Raw genomic sequence first — 21,601 nt, 5'->3', positions numbered from 1 at the left:
TCACGCCCCGTTCAGGTAAATAAAGATAAATAAAATGAAATCAGATGTCCGCCGTAACCGAAGGCAAGGCATGCGCCGAGCACGAGGAACGGTCCGAACGGAATCGGCTGCTTGCGCCTCACGACGCCTAGCGCGAGCAGCGCGCCGCCCACAAGCGTGCCTGCGAGGCAGGCAGCGATGAGCGCCACGATCGTATTGGGCAAGCCGACGACGAAGCCGAGCAGCGCGAACAGCTTCACGTCGCCGAGCCCCATCCCGCCTCGCGAGACGATGACGATCAGCAGCAAAATACCGCCGCCTGCGACCGCCCCGAGCAGGTGGCTCCACCAGGAGATGTCGCTCGGCAGCAGCAGACAGGCCGCCGCCAGCAGCGGTGCGAAAAACAGCAGCACCTTGTTCGGAATCAGCATCGTCGCGAGGTCCGATACGGTCACGATGACGCACAAACTGACGAGCAGCAGCGCCACGATCGTCTCCGCACTCCAGCCGAAGCGGGCGTACGCCCACACGAACAGCAGTCCCGTCGCCGCCTCGCCCAGCGGGTAAAGCGGCGACACCGGCGCCCCGCAATGGCGGCAGCGCCCGCGCGACAGCAGCCAGCTCGCGATCGGCACGAGGTCGCGCCCCGCGAGCCGCGTCCCGCAGCGCGGACACCGCGACGGCGGCGACACGATGGATTCGCCCGCAGGCACGCGCAGCGCCACGACATTATAGAACGAACCCAGCACCGCGCCCAGCGCGAACAGGTATATATATATCAGAATCGTCATGATGGCGATAGTCGCTTTCTTGGTTGGTTAGAGAAAAGGAACCGGTGGGGCCGGTTCCTTTTCTTCTAAATTATTAAGTACCGGCTGGCGCTGCTGGCTCAGAAGCATCCGCATTTACAGATAGAACTTTTGTAGCTGAGTAAGTCACAGTCTCCCCAGTGGCATTTCCTGTACTAAGTGTAATCTCTTCCAAAAGACCTTTTGAGTCAAATTGAAGAAATGAGTTGGTACCAACAAGTAGTTTTTTTGTACTTGGCAGCGCTGTTCCTTTATCGAGGTAACCCTTTTCCTGCAAAGTCGCTATAGTAATCCTTCCAGTTCCCACCGTAGTTTTAACAGGGTAAACTCCATTTTCTTCACTTGTAATATAAAGTCTAGCCGCATCGTAAATCTGTCGTGCTGTCGAAATATCAGAATCCTTCTTCGACTTATTAATGATGTTCCCGATCAACGGCACCGCAATCGCCGCAATTACCGCCAGAATAACGATAACCGCCAATAGCTCGATAAGCGTGAAGCCCTTCTGATCTTCCTTTGCCTTGCCGAGACGTTTCATTACTGCTGTTCTCATACCATAACCTCCATATTGTATTAGATCGTGACTTCACAACGATGCGATCTATGTTCTTGCGCCAGGGGCGCATCAAACAACTACTATTGATATCGGCTCAGCCCATCTGTCCGTACAGCGAGAACATCGGCAGCATGATCGCCGCGACGATGGTTCCGACGAGGCCGGCCAGGAAAACGATGAGCAGTGGCTCGAGCAGCGACTTGAGACGGTCGACGGTGTTCTCGACGTCCATCTCGTAGAAGTCGGCGACCTTCTCGAGCATCTGATCGAGCGCGCCGGTCTCTTCGCCGATGGAGATCATCTGGGTGACCATCGGGGGAAATACCCATGACTGCTTTAGCGGCTCGGACAGCGGATTGCCCTGGCGGAGCGAGTCCGCGGACTTGCGGATGTAGCCGCCGATGACCTTGTTGTTGACCAGGTCCTCGACAATTTGAAGCGACTGGAGCACCGGCACCGAGCTGGCGTACAGCGACGACAGCGTGCGGGTCAGCTGCGCGATGGCGCCCTTCTGGGCGAGCTTGCCGAAGATCGGTATCTTCAGCTTGCCGTAGTCGATCCAGTAGCGTCCCTTGTCCGAACGCTTGGCAACCTGATAAACGACGACAAGTCCGACCGCGCCGAGCAGCCACAAGTACCACTCGTGCTCGATCGACTTGCTGAGCGCCAGCACCAAGAGCGTGATCGCGGGCAGCTTGGCGTTCATCGACTCGAACATCGACACGAACTGCGGTACGACCGCCTTGAGCAGATAGACGACAGCACCGATCGCCAGCACACCGACGACGAGCGGATAGGTCATCGCGGACTTGATCTTTTCGCGCGTCACATGCTGCTTCTCCAGAAACTTCGCCAGCCGCTCCAGCGTACCCTCGATATCCCCCGTCTCCTCCCCGGCACGAATCATGCTGAGGAAGATCGCGGGGAAGATCTTCTTGTGCTCGCCGGCCGCCTGGGAGAATGACACCCCGCGCAGCAGCCCCGTGTGCACGTCGAGCAGCGCCTTCTTGAGCGGCTTGCTCTCGGTCTGTTCGGCCAGAATGGCGGTCGCATCGACGATGGTGACGCCAGCCCGCATGAGCGTGGCGAACTGACGGCAGTAGATGATGAAGTGCTGGTGCTTGACCGGATTGCCGATGTAAATGTCCGTGTTGAGGAAAGTCGTCTTCTGCTCGCTCAGCGACAGAACGACCAGATTGCGCTTGCGCAGCTCCTCCATCGCGGCGGACTTGTTCGAAGCGGACAGCTTGCCCTTGATCTGGCGGCCGGTCTGACTGCGGACCTGGTAGAGAAAATCCGCCATTAGACGACACCCGCCTCAGCAAGGTAAGCCCGGGCATAAGCCGGCTCGACGGCACCCGCCTGCAACAGCTCCTTGATCGAATGCTCCAGCGTATGCATGCCGAGCTGCCGCCCGGTCTGCATGACGCTCTTGATCTGGTGGATCTTCTCCGTGCGGATCAGGTTGGCGACCGCCGGCGTATTGACGAGAATCTCGGTCGCGCATGCGCGTCCTCTGTTCTGCGTCCTCGGCAGCAGCCGCTGCGAGATGACCGCGACGAGTACGGCAGCGAGCTGGGTGCGGATCTGTCCTTGCTGATGACCGGGAAAGGCGTCGATGATCCGGTCGATTGTCTGCGGCGCATCGGTCGTGTGCAGCGTCGCGAATACGAGATGCCCGGTCTCGGCTGCGGTCACCGCGGCCGAGATCGTCTCGAGGTCGCGCATCTCGCCGACGAGGATGACGTCCGGGTCCTGCCGCAGCGCGGCGCGCAGTCCGTTCGCGAAGCTCTTCGTGTCGCTGCCGACCTCCCGCTGGTCGATGATGGACGAGCCGTGGCCGTGCAAATACTCGATCGGGTCCTCGAGTGTGACGATATGCTTTTTCTCATGCGTATTAATGTGCTTGATCATCGCCGCCAGCGTAGAGGACTTGCCGCTGCCAGTCGGTCCTGTGACCAGGATGAGCCCCTGCGGCTTCGAAGCCAGCGAGCTTAGAATCGGGGGCAGCTGCAGCTGCTCGAGCGTCGGAATCTGCGTCGGAATCGTCCGCACCGCGATGCTGACCCGTCCCCGCTGACGATACGCATTCACCCGATACCGTGATAGCCCCTCCAGCTCGCATGAGAAATCAAGCTCGCCCGCACGCTCGAACCGCTCCGTCTGTTCTTCGTCGATGAGCGACAGCGCCATGTGCTCCGCTTCGACCGCCGTTACCTTGTCCTCGCCGATCGGCTGGAGCTTGCCGTTCACCCGGAGGATCGGTGGCGAATCGACCGAGATATGCAGGTCGGATGCGCCGGCTTCATGCGCCGAACGCAGCAGATCGACCATGCGGCTCTTCATATCCAATACCATCGTCTCCTCACCTCCTATTTAATAGGCGACGGTCTCGCGCAGCACTTCCTGAAGCGTCGTCGTGCCGTCCAGCACCTTGCCGAAGCCGTCGTCCATCAGGTTGATCATGCCCTGCGCCGCTGCCCCCGTCCGGAGCTCCTCGATGGTCGCGTTGTCCGTGACCATCCGTCGCAGCGTATCGTTCATGCCGAGCACCTCATGGATGGCGACGCGTCCTCGGTACCCGGTCTTGTTGCAGTTGCCGCAGCCTCTGCCCCGGTAGAGCTTGTCCGCCCTGATGCCGCGCCCGCTCAGCAGCAGCGCCTCCTGCTCGGTCGGCTCATGCGCCGTCTTGCATTCGGGACAGATGCGCCGGACGAGCCGCTGAGCGACGACGCCGATGAGCGACGAAGCGACGAGGTAAGGCTCGATGCCCATGTCTCGCAGTCGGGTGACGGTGCTGATCGCATCGTTGGTGTGCAGCGTGGACAGCACCAGATGGCCGGTGAGCGAGGCGCGGATCGCGATCTCGGCCGTCTCCGTATCCCGGATCTCGCCGACCATGACGATGTTGGGGTCTTGCCGCAGAATGGAACGCAGACCGGCGGCGAACGTCAGCCCGATCGTCGGATTGACGTGGACTTGATTGATGCCGTCGAGCTGATATTCGACCGGATCCTCGACCGTGATGATATTGGCGGATTCCTGATTCAGATGGTTCAGCGCGGAGTAGAGCGTCGTCGTCTTGCCGCTGCCCGTCGGTCCCGTGATGAGCAGGATGCCGTACGGCCGTTCGATCATTTCCCGGAAAATAGACAAATTGCGCTTGCCGAATCCAAGCAGGTCGATCGACTTGACGCCTGTGCTGAGGTCGAGCAGCCGGAGCACGATTTTCTCGCCGTGAATCGTCGGCAGCGCGGATACACGGATATCGATCGTCCGGTTGTCGAACGTCATCTTCATCCGGCCGTCCTGCGGCAGGCGGCGCTCCGCGATGTTGAGTCGGGCCATGATCTTGAGGCGGGCGGTGATGAAGCCCTGCATCTGCTTGGGAATCGTCCGCTCCGTCCGCAGTACGCCGTCGAGCCTATAGCGGATCGTGACGTTCGTCTCGCCGGGGTCGACGTGGATGTCCGATACCCGCAGCTGCATCGCCTGCTGGATCATCTGATTGACCAGCCGCACGACGGGCGAATCTTCATTCGTAATCTCGGTCTCGCGGATCTCTTCCTGCGTCGTCGGCAGCTCGACCATAATCTGGCTCATCGAATCCTGCAGGCCATAATGCCGGGCGATCGCTCGATTCAGCTCGTCCCGGCTCGTGATCGCCGGCTCGATGCGGAAGCCCGTGCTCATCCGCAGCTCCTCGATCGCGAAGTAGTCCAGCGGATCGGCCATTGCGACGAGCAGCTTGCCTCCGTCCTTCTGGATCGGGATCGCCTGATAGCGTCTGGCCAGCGCCTCCGGAATGATCTGTGTGATGGACGGGTCGATCTGATACTTGAAAAGGCTGACGTGCGGGATGCCGAGCTGGAATTCCAGCACCTCGATCAACTGCTGTTCGTTAATGTAGCCTTGGGTGATGAGAAGGTCGCCGAGCTTCTGCTTCGTCTTGCGCTGCTCCTGCAACGCCTCCTGCAGCTGCTCCTCGGAGATAATCTGGCTCTCTACCAGCAAATCTCCCAACCTTTTCTTTACGATTGCCACTCGTTCTCACCGCCCGTCTATATATTCAATAATTTAGTCATATAGTCCTGCATTTATATATATCAAAGACTTATATATTTCCAGTCGATAAAATGACATGCCCCGACGTATTTCCAATAATTTTCTCAGAAGGATTATATATCGTCCTGCAAACAAAAGACAAGCGGCTTTTTGTGGCATTATTCGCTGTTTTTATGTCGTACAATTTGTTCAGTATTTTTTCAGAAGAATATGGTAAAATGAATCGAGGATTCTGGGTCTATCAACCTATATTCCCACCAACTTATATGTCCATCGCTACACGATTGATAATAGAATTCATGTTAAGGGGAGAATCGGATGTCGCGGATTCGGAAATGGATCAGTTTGTTGATGGCGGCGGCCTTAATCGCGGGTTTAATACCGCAGACGGCTCTGGGACCTTCACATGCGCATGCCACGACATACAGGCTGGTGACGCTCAAGGGCACGACACCGGCGGACGTTCAACAAAACGTAATATTGAAAGGCAATCAACTGCGGCTCGGCAACGAAGAAGCCGCCAAGTTTTTCATGACCGACTGGGGGGACGGTACGGTGTCGCTCCGCGCGCAGGAGAACGGCATGTTCGTCACGGCCAACGGCACGTCCAGTCTGGCTGCCACTGCGACGGCGGTCAAGATCACCGAGACTTTCGCCAAAGAACCCGTTAACGGCAAATTTGCTCTGAAGTCGCTATCCAACAACAATTACATCACTACCGTAACCAGCGGCAGCGGCAGCAACAGCACGACAACCCTTCAGGCGAACATTGGTACTTCCAATAAAGTTCAGCAACAATTCACGATCACCGATGTCACGCCTTCGTCTTCCGCACAAGAAATCCGCGTCCTAGAGATTACGGACGACGGCACCTCAGAGCTCCTTCCTCTGCTCGGCGAATCCAAAGATCCCGTCTTCAAGATCGAATCGCTCCGCATGAAGCAGTTCGTCGCGCAGCGGGACGAATTGGACGGCCGATACGACGCGATTTATATCGGCAAGGGCGCTTACAATGCGACGCCTGTATGGCAGGACGACCGCGATCATAATACGAAAAGTATTATGAACGATATCACGAACTTAAAAATGAACGAGATTAAGACCGCATATATCGACCGGGGACTGCCGGTCATCGCATACAGCCAAAAAACGAAAACGAGCAGCAGCGGTGCGCTCTTTCAAAATACGGCCGGCATTCTCAAGAACGCGCTGGACGATTACGCCGTCTCTCTGAATGCAGGTAATGCAAACACGTTCGTGCCCGCCTCGAACAGAAGCAACGTAATCTTCGTAGGCGACAGCCAGCTTGCATCCAAAAGCGCATTTTTGGACGCCACCTCACTGATCGAATATGCCGCCGAGCGTCCCCGTATCGTGCTGACCTCCAAGCCGACGGATTATACGGAGGATCAGGACAAGATTTACGTCGCAGGCGATACATTGACGTATACGTTTGATGTCGCGAACGTATCTAATATAAAGCAACGCAGTCTTGTCGCTAATCTGTATGTCGGCATCGACAGCGTTCTGAAATTCGATTCCAACAATCTGCTGCTCTCGCAGCCGGTGACTGAGACGAGCGCCAATACGGTTACTTTCCGACTGCCCAAGGGCTACTCCGGCGTCCATTACTGGAAGCTCGAGCTCGTCGATCAAGGCAGCAAAAAGCGTGATATCCAAAGCGGCGTGCTGCGGTTCCGCGACGAATTGACCAAGATCAACGTGCTCCAGATACTGCCCGGCAACGCGAACAGCAGTCTTCTAGATGAATTGAATATGAAGCAGTCCTACCTCAAATCGGCAGATTATGAGATTACGATCAAGACCATGACAATCAGCACTTTCAACAGCAGCGGCTACAAAAATCTCAACGGCTACTATGATATGTTGATCTTCGGCTTCGCCGACTCATACAACGGCAGCGCACCGATCAACGAAGCAGCCGCCATAGCGGTCAATACCTATATTGCGACCGGACAGAGCGTCATGTTTACGCACGATACGGTCTATCAAGGCAATTCAAACTGGATTAAATATTTCCAAAATTCTACCGGCCAGCTCGATCCCATGACAAATATGGGCTTGAACGCGCCCAATACGTCCAAGACGACTAAAAAGGTGAACGAAGGCTTGCTGACGCGTTTTCCTTTCAATATCAGCGAGAAGATCACCGAAGTCAACACAACCCATAACCAGTACTTTGCGCTAAACCTGGAGGATCCGAAGCTGATCCCCTGGTACAACATCACGGGCGGCCCGCGGGACGACGATGACAGCTGGAATCATTATTATACGTACTCCTACGGCAACGTTACCTATTCGGGCACCGGTCATACCAACACCAAGTTCCCGGACTGGGAGCAGCGGCTGTTCGTCAATACGATGTACCGCGCGTTCATCGGCTCGAACCACGCGCCGACGGTCACCGTCAGCACGCCGACGAACTATGCGGAATCCGGCAAGATTATACCGTCCTACAACAAAGTGCTGCTAAGCTACACAGCCCAGGACTTCGACGTCATCGACCGGACGCTGTCGACGGCCGTCACGTTCAAGTACAAGCCGGAAGGCAGCAGTACCTGGACACAGACGCAAGTCAAGCCGTATACGGAGGATACAACCGGCAAGATTCTGAGCGAATCGTATGACAATCCGCTGCCCAATGGCGGAGATCTGATCATTTATGTGTCTGCCAAGGACAAAAGCGGAGCCGTCAGCGACGTCAAGGAAATCACGACCAAGGTCATGAAGGTGACGGCCAACGTCGATCTCACCCGCACGCTGTCCTCGAACGTCGTGAACAATCAGATCGAGAAAAACGTGCCGTTCACGATGACCTACACGGTGACGCCAAAAGCGATTCCTTTTAAAAACGGCATCGAAGCAAAAGATCTCGTCATTAAAAATTTCAAGCTGGACGAGCAGCTGCCGGCCAATCTTGAAGCGCTGGCATCGGACACATCTCCCCTCCTGCTTGATCCGGTTGTAACCGGCTCGCTGGGCGCCGGCTATCGGCTGACGGGCAAGCTGGCGGACATCGCTTATCGCCTCAGCACCGACGGCAAATCCTTTGTCGCAGATCCGGTCAGCTTCACGGTGAAGGTCACGCCCAAGCAGAATGGCAATTACCTGATTCAGAATTCTAATCTCAGCTTCACTGATTTCTATGTGAATGGGACAACGGTCACCAAAGACATCGAGCGCAGCCTGCAGTTCCAGCCGCTCGCTGTCGAGGCGATCACCAGAATGGCGAGCCTCTCGCTCACCGATGCCATCATCGCGAAGGACGAGGAATCGATCCTGACGCCGGCCATCGGTCCGGCGGACGTATCGAACAAGGTACTGAACTGGAAGTCGGATCGGCCGGACCTCGTCACAGTGACTAGCAACGGCGTCATCCGAGGGATTGCCGAAGGTACGGCCAAGATCACTGCGACAGCCACAGACGGCAGCGGGCTGACTGCCGTAGCCAACGTGACGGTCGTCGTGCCCGGCATCAACATCACGGGACCGAATACAGTCAACGTCGACGACACGATCAATCTCGAGGCCAAGCTCATCCTCGCCAACGAGTCGCTGACCGACCTGACCTGGTCGCTCGGGTCCGGACAATCGTCATTGGCCGACCTGAACAATGGCAGCGACGAGATGAAAAAGTCTCTCGTAGGCGTCAACGCGGGAGCGGTCGACGTCACGGTCACAGCGAAGACGAACAAGGGCAAGACCTATACAAAAACGTACAGAGTCACCGTAATCCAACCGATTCACATGACCCTGCCTGCCGATATTCACATCGGTCTCGGAGCCGAGTGGAAGCGGGACCTGTGGAATACTGCGCTGGGCGTGACGCCTGAAGCGAGCAAGCCCGGCATGCAGAGCTATACCAACTGGACGAGCAGCGACACGACCATCGCGGAGGCCGGCGCGAACAACGGCGTCGTCATCGGCAACAAGACCGGTTCGGTGACTGTCGGCGCATCGTATCGCAAAAATCCGAAAACGATCCCGGTCGCCTCCTCTACCCGCGTCACAGTCGTCGATCTGAACGTGCCAGAGCAGGTGACGATCGGACAAGGGCAGTCGCTCGACGTCAAGGCGCTCGTCGGCGCAGCTCCCTCCGAAGTTAGCGGCGCTGTGCTAAGCCGTCTGTCGTGGAGCGACGACGCTGACAAAAACTTCGCGGCCGTCAACCCGGCCGGCGTCGTCACTGGCGTAGCGGCCGGCATCGAAAATGTCGTCGTCGCCTACAAACAGACGGACGGCGGACCAATCGTCATCCAGAAGACCATTCAGGTTAACGTAGTCGCGTTGTCCGGTCCTGCGACGGTCAAGATTGGCAAAGGGCAATCGATCGATCTGAAAGAAATGATCTCCGTGCTGCCTTCGAGCATGAGCGCGGACTTGCTGCCACAGCTCAGTTGGAGCGACGAGGCCGGCAAAAACTTGGCATCGGTCAGCACCGCCGGCATCGTCCAGGGCGTCGAGACGGGCGTTGAAAATGTGACTGTCGTCTACCGCGCGTCACCTAACGGTCCTGCCCTGGCCTCTTGGACGATCCAGGTTCAAGTCGTATCGCTGTCCGGTCCGGCCGAGATCGATGTCGGCCGCGGGGCGAAGCTTGATCTGAAAAAGCTGATCTCCGGGGCACCGCTCTCCCTCTCGGACGAGCTGCTCGGCAACTTGTACTGGAGCGACGATGCCGACACAGACTTCGCGGTTGTCGATACGAACGGCATCGTCACGGGCAAGACGGCCGGAACCGAGATTGTCACGGTCAGCTACAAGGAATCGCCGACCGGACTCCCCGTCGCTTCCTGGACGGTGAAGGTTAACGTCATCGCACTTGACGGACCCGAGCAAGTCACTGTGGGCAAAGGCGGAACGCTCACGGTTCAGGATCTGATCAAGGCGCTGCCAAGCCATTTGAGCAGTCAGGTGCTTAGCCATCTGGAATGGCGGGATGAAGCAGGCAAATCCATCGCGTCCGTCACGAAGGAGGGTGTCGTCACCGGCCTCGCCGCAGGCAGCGAGATCGTGACGGCCGACTACGTGCCAGCCGCAGGGGTGCCGGCAGTCACCTCTTGGCAGATCAAGGTGAATGTCGTCGAGTTGGGCGGTCCGGTCAAGGTCGCCGTCGAGGAAGGCGGCTCGCTTAATCTGAAGGCGCTCCTCACCGTAGCGCCCGATACGTTCAAGACCGAGGTCAAAGGCCATCTGAATTGGACCGATGAACCGGGCAAGGACTTCGTCTCGATCGCCACGAACGGCATCGTGACGGGCAAGGCGGTCGGCATCGAGAAAGTAACTGCATCTTATAAAGAAAAAGCGGACGGTCCTGTCATCGCTGTCTGGACGATACAGGTTCAGGTCGTCAAAATAAATGCGCCTTCTGAAGTTTTCGTGGCTAAGGGAGAGACCGTTGATCTCAAGAGCCTTATCACGATACTGCCTGCCGGATTGACAGACGAAGTCGGAAGCAATCTCACATGGGCGGATGAAGCAGGTAAAAACATCGCATCCGTCAATTCGACGACAGGGATTGCAACAGGCGTAGTGCCGGGCTCGGAGAAAATTACGGTGACGTACAAAGACTCGGATGGCCGAATCGTAACAACGCGGGACATCGTCGTCAACGTCATCACGATCACAGGTCCCGAAGAGATCATGTTAATCAAGGGAGGCAAGCCAGCCGATCTGGCGCAGACGCTCGAAATTACGCCAGGCGCGCTGAAGGACGCCGTACTCTCGCATCTGGTTTGGACTGACGAGACCGCAAAGGAGATCGCGACGGTTAATTCCAGCGGTATAGTGACCGGCAAGTCACCGGGCGAAGAGAAGGTGTTCCTCGCCTTCAAGCCTTCAGCCGATGCGCCTGCCACAGCGACGCTGAACATCCTTGTGCGGGTAGTTGAAGCATCTCTGGCGCCCAGCGTCACACTGACCAACTCGGGATCGGTCCAACTCACTGATGTCGCGCATCTCAAGATCACGAACGAAACCGATCGCGAACGCCTGCTCACCCAGTTGACCTGGTCGGTCCTGAACAGCCAAGACCACGCGACAGTCAATGCCGGCGGACTCGTGACGCCCAAGTCCCTGGGCACCGATACGGTATTGGCCGAGCTCAAGCTGCCGATCAGCGGTCAAGTCGTCTGGTCAGGCAAGACAACGGTTAACGTCGTCGAGCTGTCGGGCCGCAGCGTCCAGGTCACCCTCGGCCTCAAGCGCAATCTGCTCGGGGATCTGACCCGGGGACCGTCGGCGTTGAATCGCGAGATTGAAGAACATCTGAGCTGGTCGATCGAGAGCGGTCTGGACAAGCTGTCTATCGACGACGCCGGTGTCGTCACGGGCGTACGCAGCGGCCAGCAGAAGGCTATGGCGATCTACCGTCCAAGTGACGGCAGCCCTGAGATCAAGGCCGAATTCAGCATAAAGGTCGTGCCGGTCTCGCTCGAATTGCCACCGAGCTTCACGATGCTGCTCGACACGCAGTACGATCTGTCCAGCAAGCTCAACATCAAGCCGATCAGCGATTTTGAACCGATCCTGACCTTCGTAAGCTGGTCCGATACCGCCGGAAATTCGGTCGTGACCATCAATGACGCAGGCAAGCTGCTCGCGAACGCGGTCGGCACGGAAAAAGTGAGAGCCCGATACGCCAATCCGGCTGCGGTAGAAAGCGCAGAAGCGACGACCGAGGTGCATGTCGTCTCGATCGCCTTCCCGGACACGGTTGAGATCGGCCAGCAGGCGGAGCCTCGCGATCTCAAGCGGGATCTGGTCATAGAGCCGCAATCGATGAAAAATGAGATTCTGACTCATCTGACCTGGAAGGATGAAACCGGCCGGAACAATGTCAGCGTTGACGGAGACGGACGGGTGACCGGAGAGCAAGTCGGCGAAGAGACGATCACCGCAATCTACTCGCCGTCCGACGGCAGTCCGGACATTCCCGTCGCTGTCAGAGTCAAGGTGCTCCCCGTCCTCCTCGGCCCTTCCGAATCGCTGACCCTTAAGCGGACCGGAACGACTGACCTGGCGTCGCGTTTGCCCGCCGATCTGGATGCTGACGTAAAGAAAAATCTATACTGGAGCATCACGAACAACGATTCGCTGCTGGCGGAAAACGAGGACAAAGACACAAGAAAATCCGGCCGCCTGACAGCAACAGCGCCGGGCACCGCGATGGTCAAGGTTGCATACAGGAAGTCGGCTTCCGGAACCGACATCGCAAGCCGAACATTTACGATTCAAATCGTAGAGCTGAGTCTGCCTCCAAAAATCGAGCTCTCCGTGAGCAATCCGGTTGCCGGCTATAATCTGCTAAACGGAGCGGCGGGCCAGTTGTCTATACTGCCTACATCGCCGCAAAGCTTGTACGATCAGATCGCCGGACGCTTGCTATGGTCCGACGACACGAACAATGCGGTACTCACGGTGAGCAGCGCCGGTGTCGTCACGCCGATGGCCGCAGGCAGCGAGACGGTCAAAGTCGTCTATACGCCTCCGGTGAACAGCCCGCTGATCGGCGAACCGATTACGGCGTCGACGATCATTATCGTCAACAACACGCCGACGCCCGGCACCGGTGGCCGCGATCATGGCGAAGACCGCTATTGACCCGGAGCTCCGTTCTTACGGCCTCTTCCATCGCTAACCGATAGCCTACAAAAAGAAGCTGCTCCCAAGTCATCTTATGACGGGAGCAGCTTCTTTTTCATGTGCTCCGCATCTGTTGCCAGCGTCGCGAGAGCGGCAAAGTGAAGAGTCGGAACAACTGCTGTCTTAAATTGCTTGCCGTTTACGGCTGCTGTGTTTCGCTGCCAAGCGGCACGAGCCGTTTCTTGCCAATGCTGACGTTGATCTGTCTGACCCTCGGCAAACCTACCATCTGGTCGTTGTAAATGTTGGCATTGTATTGCACGATAAATCGGGAAAGAAGCCGCTTGTCTTCAACAAATGCACTGGTGTTCATATCGTCCAAATCAAGCGATTGATAGCTTCTGTCGGGATCGTCGGGAAAAATGACCGGACGCGTATTGCCCAGAACTGCGTTGATCACCAGATCTTTCTTGGCGAAGAAGCCTCCCTTGATCCAGAAGGCCGATCCGACGCCGTACAATTCGGCCTCGCTGTCCGTATATAGAAAAGCTTGCAGCACCTTCGGATTACCGTCTGCATCCGGAGCATCCGGTTTAAATTTAGTGCTCACGGTATTGAATGAATCAAAGCGATTAACCAAGATCTTGCCCTTGGACATAAGCAGCAATTCACTGCCGTCTAACCCCGATATTTCTGCATCCTGAATCGTCGACTTGCCGAGAGCCATGATGGTTGCATCCATCTTCACATTGCCTTGAATGAGTACATCGCCGGCAACGAGAATATTCGCGCGGACCGGCAGATCGCTGTTCTTCAGCACATTGTTGATCGTCAAATTACCATTTACGATGAGCCAGTTGCTCTGCATATAATTGGCACCGATGACCGGGTTTGGCACTCTGGAGCTCTTGTCCACTTTGCTGAACAGAATCTGCTTGAACTCTGCGCCGTCCAGCGTCAAGTCTCCGTCATAAATAACCGTACTGGACGGCATTGTCCCGACGAACGCAGCCCGATAGGCCGCCATCTGATCGTTGTACTCAGCCCGGGCCTTGTCGTCTGCATCCGGTGCAAGCACCGGTCTCACGGACGGTAGCACCTTGAAGGAGAGACCGCGCGGATTCGAGACGAGGTCCGAGATCACACCTTTGGCCGCTTGAACGAATCCTTCCTCGGGAAGCATCGGATAGTATGACGGCGTATTGCGGTTTAGCTTGGTATCTCCCACCGCTTCTGCGATTTTGTCGAGAAAGGACTCCTCAAGGTTGACCGCAACGAATTTTTTGCGATCACGATAAATAATATCGTTGGCCGTTAATCCGGTTGTCTTGGTGAGCTCGCTCTCATTATCGAGCGGGACGATAGTCGGCGTATTGCTGCCCAGGCGATCGGTAGCCATGATGCTGCTGCCATCCTGCAGATACAGATCGCCGTCGCTGATCGTAGGAAAAATTGTATCCGCGTGGAGAAACGATTTGTCACCGGTCGGCATGTTGTAGCGGTAATCTGCCTGATTGCGAACGTATAGCTTGATTCCCGAGTATAGATCGCCGAACAAATAGGAAGCTCCGTTCAGAAAGACGTTGTTTTCCGATCCGAGACCATATTTGAGAAATTCAGGATAGGAATCTAGCTTGATCTCCTGTTCGAGCGTGCGGACGACGCCATCGACCTGCGCTTTCGCTTGGACCGATATAGAAAATCTTTTGGTAAGATCGCCACCGACGTTTACGCCAGTGTTCTCATTTACAATAAACTTGACGACCTCTCCCGTCCCTCCGACCTGGCCGCTAATGCTAGACAGCTTGATCGCTTCAAGCTGGGATTTGAGCGTTTCTAGATTGATGTCCTCCTTATCCTTGAACAGCACCGCCACACTCGCCGCAGCTTCGTTAAGCGCCATCTCAGCCAGATGAAGGCTCTGCACATCCTTCTCCCGCGTCTCGGATCGCTGTGCGCCGCCGATCGCCGCCCCCATTAAGGCGAGCCCGAGCATCGTGAATACTACAATCATGAAGATAACGAGCAGCAGCGCGGAGCCTGATTGATCGCGCCATTTGATTGATCTCATGTGGACCTCCTAGAAGCCGAACCGGCTTGTGAGCTCGAGCGCCTGGACTTTGGATGCATACGACTGCGACAGCTTGATCGATACTGCGATCAGTCCGCTCGGGCACTCGTTCAGCCCCGCCTGGCAGCTGACCTGGATCTCCCGCGAAGAACCGATCGTGCCGATCGCCGAGCGGGTGTCGACCAGTTGATCCGTACCGTTCTCGCGAATGATATGCAGTTGGCCGTCGTTAATCTCGATTCTTCGCTCCTGGTTATCTCTTACGAGCCGAATTCCGTTAGGCAGTTGCTCTACACGCTCAGGACCGACCTCATACAGTTGAGCTATCACTGTTGACATGATGAGATCACCCTCGTCCCGCAGCGAATTTTCGATCGTAACCTTGTGATACGTATTAAACCCGAACTGTATGACGCCATAGATCGCCAGACTAACCATGGAGAAGACGGTGAGCGAAGCGATCATCTCGATCAAAGTGAAGCCCCGCTCTCCGCGGTGCAAGCGCTCAGCGAATCTTTTCATCCGTAATGTAGCCTCCTACCTCTGCCGATCCCCGGCTGCCCGACTTGGCATCCTTCTCTCGCGTCACGACTTTGACCGGGATCAAATATGCCGACAGCTTCTGCTTGTCCGAATTCAGCTTAAACATATTGTCGTCGTACTCAATCGTCAATTGATACTCTCTGCCATTGATCGTCGGGTTCAGTAACAGCCATAAATTAGGAACTGAATTAAAAAGATCCCTCGTATCTGGCGCACCTTCACAGGATGTAACTCGTTCATTGGCGGTGTCATAGACGCAGGGCTTCGGATCGACCAGGAGCTGACCTTGTTTTCTGAAATAATTGTCGAACAAGTCGAAGTTCTGCTTCTCCACAAAAAACAACGCGTTCCGCGCCAGATTCACCGCCACCGTCTTGTTCTGGTTCCCCTTCGCGTAGGACATCGATTGTATAAAGAAGGCCGTCATCGCCAAGGACGCGACCGACAGGATGACGATCGCCGCCAGCACCTCGAGCAGAGAAAAGCCTCCTTCGCCGTCTCGCCCGCCCTGTCGTTTGCGAAGCCAAGTTCTCAAAATATACTACCTACTTCCTATGAAAATCACTACTTTTTACCTAAAATCTTTCTTTTATTCTATCATATCCCCGTCCTCAAATACATGCGCGAAAGGGCCGAATCGACAAAGAATCCGTTGATTCGCAGGGCCTGGCGCGCCTGTCTCGGCGACATTGGTATGACTCCCCGCTATCTTATATAATCGGATCAGAGAGGATGATCGTTGATGACATTTAATTCGCAGGCTTATGCCGGAACCAGGGAAGAGAACGAGCGTCTGCTGCTGACGCAGCTGCAGCATCTGGTCGAAGACGAGACAAGCCGCATCGCCAACCTGGCGAACGCTTCCGCGCTGCTGCGCGGCTACTTGAGCGATATCAACTGGGTTGGATTCTACTTGACGGAGGAGGACGGCAGCTTGGTGCTCGGCCCGTTCCAGGGCTTGCCCGCCTGTGTCCGCATCCCGCTCGGCAAGGGCGTATGCGGCACGGCCGCCGAGCGCCGCGAGACGCTGCGGGTGCCGGACGTGCACGCGTTCCCGGGGCATATTGCCTGCGACGCGGCTTCGCGCTCGGAGATCGTCGTGCCGCTCTATGACGCGGCAGGCGCGCTCATCGGCGTGCTGGATATCGACAGTCCGCTGCCGGACCGCTTCGACGAGGACGATCAGCGGCTGCTGGGGCGGTTCAACGCGCTGCTGGCGCGTTATATATAGGCGATTCCGGTGAGCCGAACAACAATGCAGGAGGGTGAACGACCGATGCTCAGATCTCTCAAGGCCATCGAGGCCTATCGCAATGCCGTCCCGCACGACGAGGCGATGTCCGCGGCTCCCCCTTGGCTGAAGCTGCTGGCTGCGGCCGAGAAGCCCGTCGTCAATCTGGAGCGCATCGCGTCGCTCGAGGAGCTCGCGCTGTCCAACCCCGTGCTCGACTATGTCGAGCGGAGCCTGCGTCTGCTGGATGCACTGCCGGCCTCCTACTGGATCAAAGAGCTGGTCGAGGAGACGCTCGTCTGGTCCGAGACGGCCAAGGGCGGCAGCCATCGCGAACGCCTGGCTTGGCTGGAGCAAGGTATCAACTACCGCGTACACAACATCGGCTCCGCGCAGCTGTACGAGCGGCTGCTGGCTGCGGACGCTGCGGCGGGCGATCACACTGCGCTGATCCGGACGCTCATCGAGACGCATGGCCTCGTCGGACAGGAGATTCGCGGCGAGGTGCCGGTCGAAGACCACGATCCGCTGGCTCGGTCACTCGAGCGGGCGCTGGACGCCGCCGAGGAACGCGAACGGCTGCTGATCGCGCTGAACTACTGCATCATCGCCGCAGTCTCGCCCGCACTGTGGACGGAGGTCGAGCCGGAGGTGCGCGCGATCGTACGCCGGATTGCAGCGGGCAATCTCCTGGACGGTGTCGAGCCTTCGAGCCACTCGGTCAACGCCGTCAGCGGCGGCGAGACAAGCTCGGGGGCTGTATCGGACGATGCCACGGGTACCGCCGCTGGCGCCGGGCCTGCATCTCCCGCAGTCTTCTCGCTCCCGATCCGCGAGCGGCTGCGTCGACTCCGGGCGCAGTCCATCCGTGCGGGCGAAGACTTCGCAGGCGAATTCGCGGCGCTGGATGCGCAGCATGATCTTCAGAATGCGCTCAGGCTGCTCGAGTCCAAGACATTCTGGTACGTCGAGTCCGCGCTCAAGTCGCTGTCGCTGGAGCAGTTCCTGAAGGTGTTCTCCATCGTCGCCCGCGAACCGTCGCTGGCGGACATCAAGCATATCAGCTTCGAGAACGTCATGAACGCGATGTACTACGACTACAGAGGCGCCACGAAGATCAACGTATACAAGAAGCGTATCGTCGAAAAGTATCTCGGCGAGCTGGACTGGGCGCTCATCCGTTCGGGCGAGGCCGCGCCGCGCAGCCCGCATCTTTGCCATCGGCTCGTCCGCAAGGCGCATCTGCCGGACACGCTGTTTTTCGACTTTGAATTTTCTCCGGCGGCGGACAAGCTGATCGCATTCTGCGTGGAGGCGGAGAAGTCGGCGCTCTACGAGAAGGCGGTGCTGCTGCTGTTCGATCTGTTCGAGCTGCGGCGCGATGCGTACGACCGGTTCCACAACGAGGAGAACTATCTGGCGGACATGAACAGCACGGCGGACTATAAAAAGGTGATCCTCGACTATGTCGTCGGTACGCGTGTGCTCGATATCGGACCCGGCGGCGGCGTGCTGCTCGATCTGCTGGAGGAGAAGCTGCCCCATGCCAGAGCCATCGGCATCGATATATCGGCCAATGTCATCGAGGCGCTGAAGCGCAAAAAGCAGCTGGAGTCGCGCAGCTGGGAAGTGCTGCAGGGGGATGCGCTCGCACTCAAGGATGACGTGGAGCCGGGAAGCGTGGATACGGTCATATTCTCTTCGATTCTGCATGAGCTCTATTCCTATATCCCGTACGAAGGCAGGCGCTTCAACCGGGCCACGATCGCAGCCGCGCTGCGCAGCGCCTTCGACGTGCTCGCGGTCGGCGGGCGCATCATCATCCGCGACGGCATCATGACCGAGCCCGACGAGAGGCGCATCATCCGCTTCCTGCAGCCGGACGGCATGTCCTGCCTGGACAGGTACAGCCGCGACTTCAAGGGCCGCGCTATCGTCTATGAGCGGCTTAGCGACGACACGGTCGCACTGCCGGTCAACGACGCGATGGAATTCCTCTATACGTACACTTGGGGCGAGGAGGCTTACGTCCATGAGGTGCAGGAGCAGTTCGGCTACTTCACGCCGGGCGAGTACGAGCGGTTCATTCGGGATACGCTTGGCGACGGCGCGGAGATCGTGACGCTGCGGCATTACCTGCAGGCGGGCTACACCGAGGCGTTGGCCGACAAGATCGCCCTGTCCGACGAGGCCGGACGCGAGGTGCCGCTGCCGGACAGCACCTGCTTCATCGTCATCGCGCGCACCAAATAAAAAAAGCCGGCGAGCGCCTCACGAGGCTCTCCGTCGGCTTTTTCATTTCCCCCGTCCAAGCTCCGCCTGCCTGAACACCCATAGCTTGCTGCCCGCATAGTTGACGGCGAGCGACGCCGCGACGGAGACGAGCTTGGCCGCGATCGGCGTCAGGCCGACGCCCTGCTCTGCCGCCAGCAGCACGCCGGTCGCGCACAGGAAGGAGGCCGCGTTGACGGCGCCGAACTTCAGCAGCTCGCGCGCGCTCCCCCGCTCCCGCATGCCGAACGTCCACCGCCGGTTCCACCAATAGCTGTTGAGGAAGGCGAGGAAGTAGGATACGCATTGGGCGAGCAGCGACGGCCAGCTCAGGGCGTATACGAGCAGCGCGAATATCGCGATGTCGATGCCGGTATTCAGTACGCCGATCGCAGCGAACTTGGAGACGCGTTTGACTTCCAGGCTGTCGATCTTCATGGCTTGTCCCCCGTCTGTCCGATCAGAACATCTTGTAGCCGCCGCGCCGCAGCGCGCGGATCGCCCATCCGCTCGTCAGCGCGCCGCCGATGCCGGCCAGGAACGGCAGCGTGAACACGCCGATGAACGCAAGCAGGCTGAGCTCGGGATTCCAGAAGTACCAGACGCCGAGCGGCAGGACGACGATCACATATATCCAAGTCGGCAGCCACGTCGTCTTGATCAGCATGTTCAGGATGAACCCGATGCCGAAGAACAGGACGAAGAACAGCAGCGTGCCGAGAATCTCTTGCAGAATCTCTGTCATCTTACGTTTAGCCTCCCGATCGTATATATGCTCTATTAGTTTACAAGATCGGTCTGACGACAGTCAACGCGCCATGCGCAGCTCGTTTGCCGGACGGAGCGGATATACGCTAAAATGGGAACAGCCATGTTGGACTATGCACGACGAGAAGGAGAGTTGAAGCACAATGAGTGAAGCTGCACAAACATTGGATGGCTGGTACGCGCTGCACGACTTCCGCACGATCGATTGGACCGCCTGGAAGGCCGCAAGCGCCGAGGAACGGGAAGCCGCGCAAAAGGAGCTGCTCGGTCTGATCGCGGACTGGCGGGCGACGGAGGAGCGCAAGGAAGGCAGCCTGGCTGTCTATGCGATCGTCGGGCAGAAGGCCGACTTCGTATTCATGCATCTGCGCGAGACGCTCGAGGAGCTGAACGCCATCGAGAACGCGTTCAACCGCTCGGCCTTCGCCAAGTTCGTGAAGAAGGAATACTCGTACGTGAGCATCGTCGAGCTGAGCAGCTATCTCGCGCCTCCGGGCTCCGACCCGATGCTGATCCCCGAGGTCGCCGCGCGTCTCAAGCCAATCCTGCCCCAGTCGAAGCATATCTGCTTCTACCCGATGAACAAGCGCCGCTTGCTCTCCGACAACTGGTACTCGCTCTCGATGGACGAGCGCAAGACGCTGATGCGCAGCCACGGCATGATCGGCCGGGGCTACGCCGGCAAGGTCAAGCAGATCATCACCGGCTCGATCGGCTTCGACGACTGGGAGTGGGGCGTCACGCTGTTCTCGGACGAGGCGCTGCAGTTCAAGAAGCTCGTGTATGAAATGCGGTTCGACGAGGTCAGCGCGCGCTACGGCGAGTTCGGTCCGTTCTATGTCGGCAACCTGCTGACTGCGGACGGGATTGCAGATCTGCTGCGGGTGTAACCTGAATTATTAGCTATAGTACGCCGAAAAAACCTAAACCGAGGGCAAATGACTCACGGTTTAGGTTTTTTGCGCATGCTCATAACAAATCCATCCTGTCGTGACTCCTTTTGAGCTCTTCTTTAGCTGCAGATAGCTCCCCGTCCGCTTCGTTAACAGAAAGATGGTAGCGTTTAACTGCTCGTTGTAATATCTCAACCACGGGAAGAATGTACTGCTTGTTAGCTTCTCGATGCAGATAGGACCAGTCGATATCATTGTACATGCCAACCATCTTTTCAACTCAGGATGATAGCGGTCTTTCCCGACTTTCTTGTATCCCAGCGATTCAACAATACGATAACACAGATTTTCTTCAGCGGAGATCATGTCTATGTCTTCAGTCGCGTACTGACCGAAGCTATAAGTGGATACGACAAGTCCGCCTACAATGATCGGGTACGAGAGTCCATGATCCGTGAACACTTTCGTAATGACACTGCTAATGCCAGTTTCATTCTCCAGCGATCGGATATATTACTGCAGCTTGACAGCAGACGAAGATGCTCCTCAGAAGCTTTTATTTCTTCCAAACTCGCAGCTCCTCCTCAGTCAATTTTTCGAAACGATGCTTAGAACGGTTGCCCACAATCTGCATGAGCTCCAACAAAAGTACGGCTTCCCTTTTCTCTTCGTTTCTCGGTCTTGTGTCGGGCATCTTTGGGACATTCTTGTTCGCATAAGCGATGCGATCCCTGTTGCGATTAAGCGCCTCATTGATGTCCTTCATGAATTTCCTCCTTAAAATAGAAGACCCACCTCGGTACGCATTGT

The 21,601-nt window shown here is 57.2% G+C and carries 15 protein-coding genes; 4 read left to right on the top strand and 11 right to left on the bottom strand.

Annotated features, from left to right (window positions below):
- Positions 1-11: 11 nt before the first annotated feature.
- From VQ071_RS23955 to VQ071_RS23935, 5 genes are all read right to left on the bottom strand, one after another.
- Entirely contained in the window at positions 12-770 is a 759-nt protein-coding gene (locus VQ071_RS23955) for a prepilin peptidase (RefSeq protein ID WP_340516769.1), read from the bottom strand.
- A 73-nt stretch (positions 771-843) separates the two neighbouring features.
- Entirely contained in the window at positions 844-1,341 is a 498-nt protein-coding gene (locus VQ071_RS23950) for a type II secretion system protein (RefSeq protein ID WP_340516768.1), read from the bottom strand.
- A 97-nt stretch (positions 1,342-1,438) separates the two neighbouring features.
- Positions 1,439-2,647 (bottom strand): type II secretion system F family protein, encoded by a 1,209-nt coding sequence (locus tag VQ071_RS23945; RefSeq protein ID WP_340516767.1) that lies wholly within the window; start codon positions 2,645-2,647, stop codon positions 1,439-1,441.
- A complete protein-coding gene (locus tag VQ071_RS23940; RefSeq protein ID WP_340516859.1) occupies positions 2,647-3,690 on the bottom strand; it encodes a type IV pilus twitching motility protein PilT in 1,044 nt (347 codons plus the stop codon). Before VQ071_RS23940 ends, VQ071_RS23945 begins: the two co-directional genes overlap by 1 nt.
- Before the next feature lie 30 nt (positions 3,691-3,720).
- Positions 3,721-5,388, bottom strand: coding sequence for a GspE/PulE family protein (locus VQ071_RS23935; RefSeq protein ID WP_340516766.1), 1,668 nt, complete (start codon positions 5,386-5,388; stop codon positions 3,721-3,723).
- Between the two features lie 339 nt (positions 5,389-5,727).
- On the opposite strand from VQ071_RS23935, the gene VQ071_RS23930 reads away from it, so the two are divergent.
- Positions 5,728-13,032: a DUF5057 domain-containing protein gene (locus tag VQ071_RS23930; RefSeq protein ID WP_340516765.1), complete on the top strand. Its 7,305-nt coding sequence runs from the start codon at positions 5,728-5,730 to the stop codon at positions 13,030-13,032.
- Between the two features lie 181 nt (positions 13,033-13,213).
- On the opposite strand, the gene VQ071_RS23925 is transcribed toward VQ071_RS23930, so the two are convergent.
- Genes VQ071_RS23925 through VQ071_RS23915 form a run of 3 tightly spaced genes read right to left on the bottom strand, consistent with a single transcriptional unit; the run spans position 13,214 to position 16,163 of the window.
- A complete protein-coding gene (locus VQ071_RS23925) occupies positions 13,214-15,085 on the bottom strand; it encodes a hypothetical protein (protein WP_340516764.1) in 1,872 nt (623 codons plus the stop codon).
- A 9-nt stretch (positions 15,086-15,094) separates the two neighbouring features.
- Positions 15,095-15,607 (bottom strand): PulJ/GspJ family protein, encoded by a 513-nt coding sequence (locus tag VQ071_RS23920; RefSeq protein ID WP_340516763.1) that lies wholly within the window; start codon positions 15,605-15,607, stop codon positions 15,095-15,097.
- Positions 15,591-16,163: a type IV pilus modification PilV family protein gene (locus tag VQ071_RS23915; protein ID WP_340516762.1), complete on the bottom strand. Its 573-nt coding sequence runs from the start codon at positions 16,161-16,163 to the stop codon at positions 15,591-15,593. The genes VQ071_RS23920 and VQ071_RS23915 overlap by 17 nt, the downstream gene beginning before the upstream one ends.
- 207 nt (positions 16,164-16,370) lie before the next feature.
- On the opposite strand from VQ071_RS23915, the gene VQ071_RS23910 reads away from it, so the two are divergent.
- Together VQ071_RS23910 and VQ071_RS23905 are read left to right on the top strand one after the other, a co-directional pair.
- Entirely contained in the window at positions 16,371-16,859 is a 489-nt protein-coding gene (locus VQ071_RS23910; RefSeq protein WP_340516761.1) for a GAF domain-containing protein, read from the top strand.
- Positions 16,860-16,904: 45 nt separating this feature from the next.
- Positions 16,905-19,112, top strand: a complete 2,208-nt coding sequence (locus tag VQ071_RS23905) for a class I SAM-dependent methyltransferase (protein ID WP_340516760.1) — start codon at positions 16,905-16,907, stop codon at positions 19,110-19,112.
- A 42-nt stretch (positions 19,113-19,154) separates the two neighbouring features.
- Here VQ071_RS23905 and VQ071_RS23900 read toward each other — a convergent pair whose 3' ends face one another.
- Both VQ071_RS23900 and VQ071_RS23895 read right to left on the bottom strand, forming a co-directional pair.
- Entirely contained in the window at positions 19,155-19,568 is a 414-nt protein-coding gene (locus tag VQ071_RS23900; protein WP_340516759.1) for a GtrA family protein, read from the bottom strand.
- 22 nt (positions 19,569-19,590) lie between these two features.
- Positions 19,591-19,875, bottom strand: coding sequence for a YuiB family protein (locus VQ071_RS23895; RefSeq protein ID WP_340516758.1), 285 nt, complete (start codon positions 19,873-19,875; stop codon positions 19,591-19,593).
- A 166-nt stretch (positions 19,876-20,041) separates the two neighbouring features.
- On the opposite strand from VQ071_RS23895, the gene hemQ reads away from it, so the two are divergent.
- Positions 20,042-20,788: a hydrogen peroxide-dependent heme synthase gene (gene hemQ / locus VQ071_RS23890; RefSeq protein ID WP_340516757.1), complete on the top strand. Its 747-nt coding sequence runs from the start codon at positions 20,042-20,044 to the stop codon at positions 20,786-20,788.
- Positions 20,789-21,347: 559 nt separating this feature from the next.
- Here hemQ and VQ071_RS23885 read toward each other — a convergent pair.
- Positions 21,348-21,557: a hypothetical protein gene (locus VQ071_RS23885; RefSeq protein ID WP_340516756.1), complete on the bottom strand. Its 210-nt coding sequence runs from the start codon at positions 21,555-21,557 to the stop codon at positions 21,348-21,350.
- Positions 21,558-21,601: the final 44 nt, after the last annotated feature.

This window comes from Cohnella sp. 56 (assembly GCF_037963805.1).
In the GTDB taxonomy this organism is placed as follows: domain Bacteria; phylum Bacillota; class Bacilli; order Paenibacillales; family Paenibacillaceae; genus Cohnella.
Note: the sequence above shows the minus strand (reverse complement) of the source record. Positions and strands in the feature narration are given on the sequence as shown.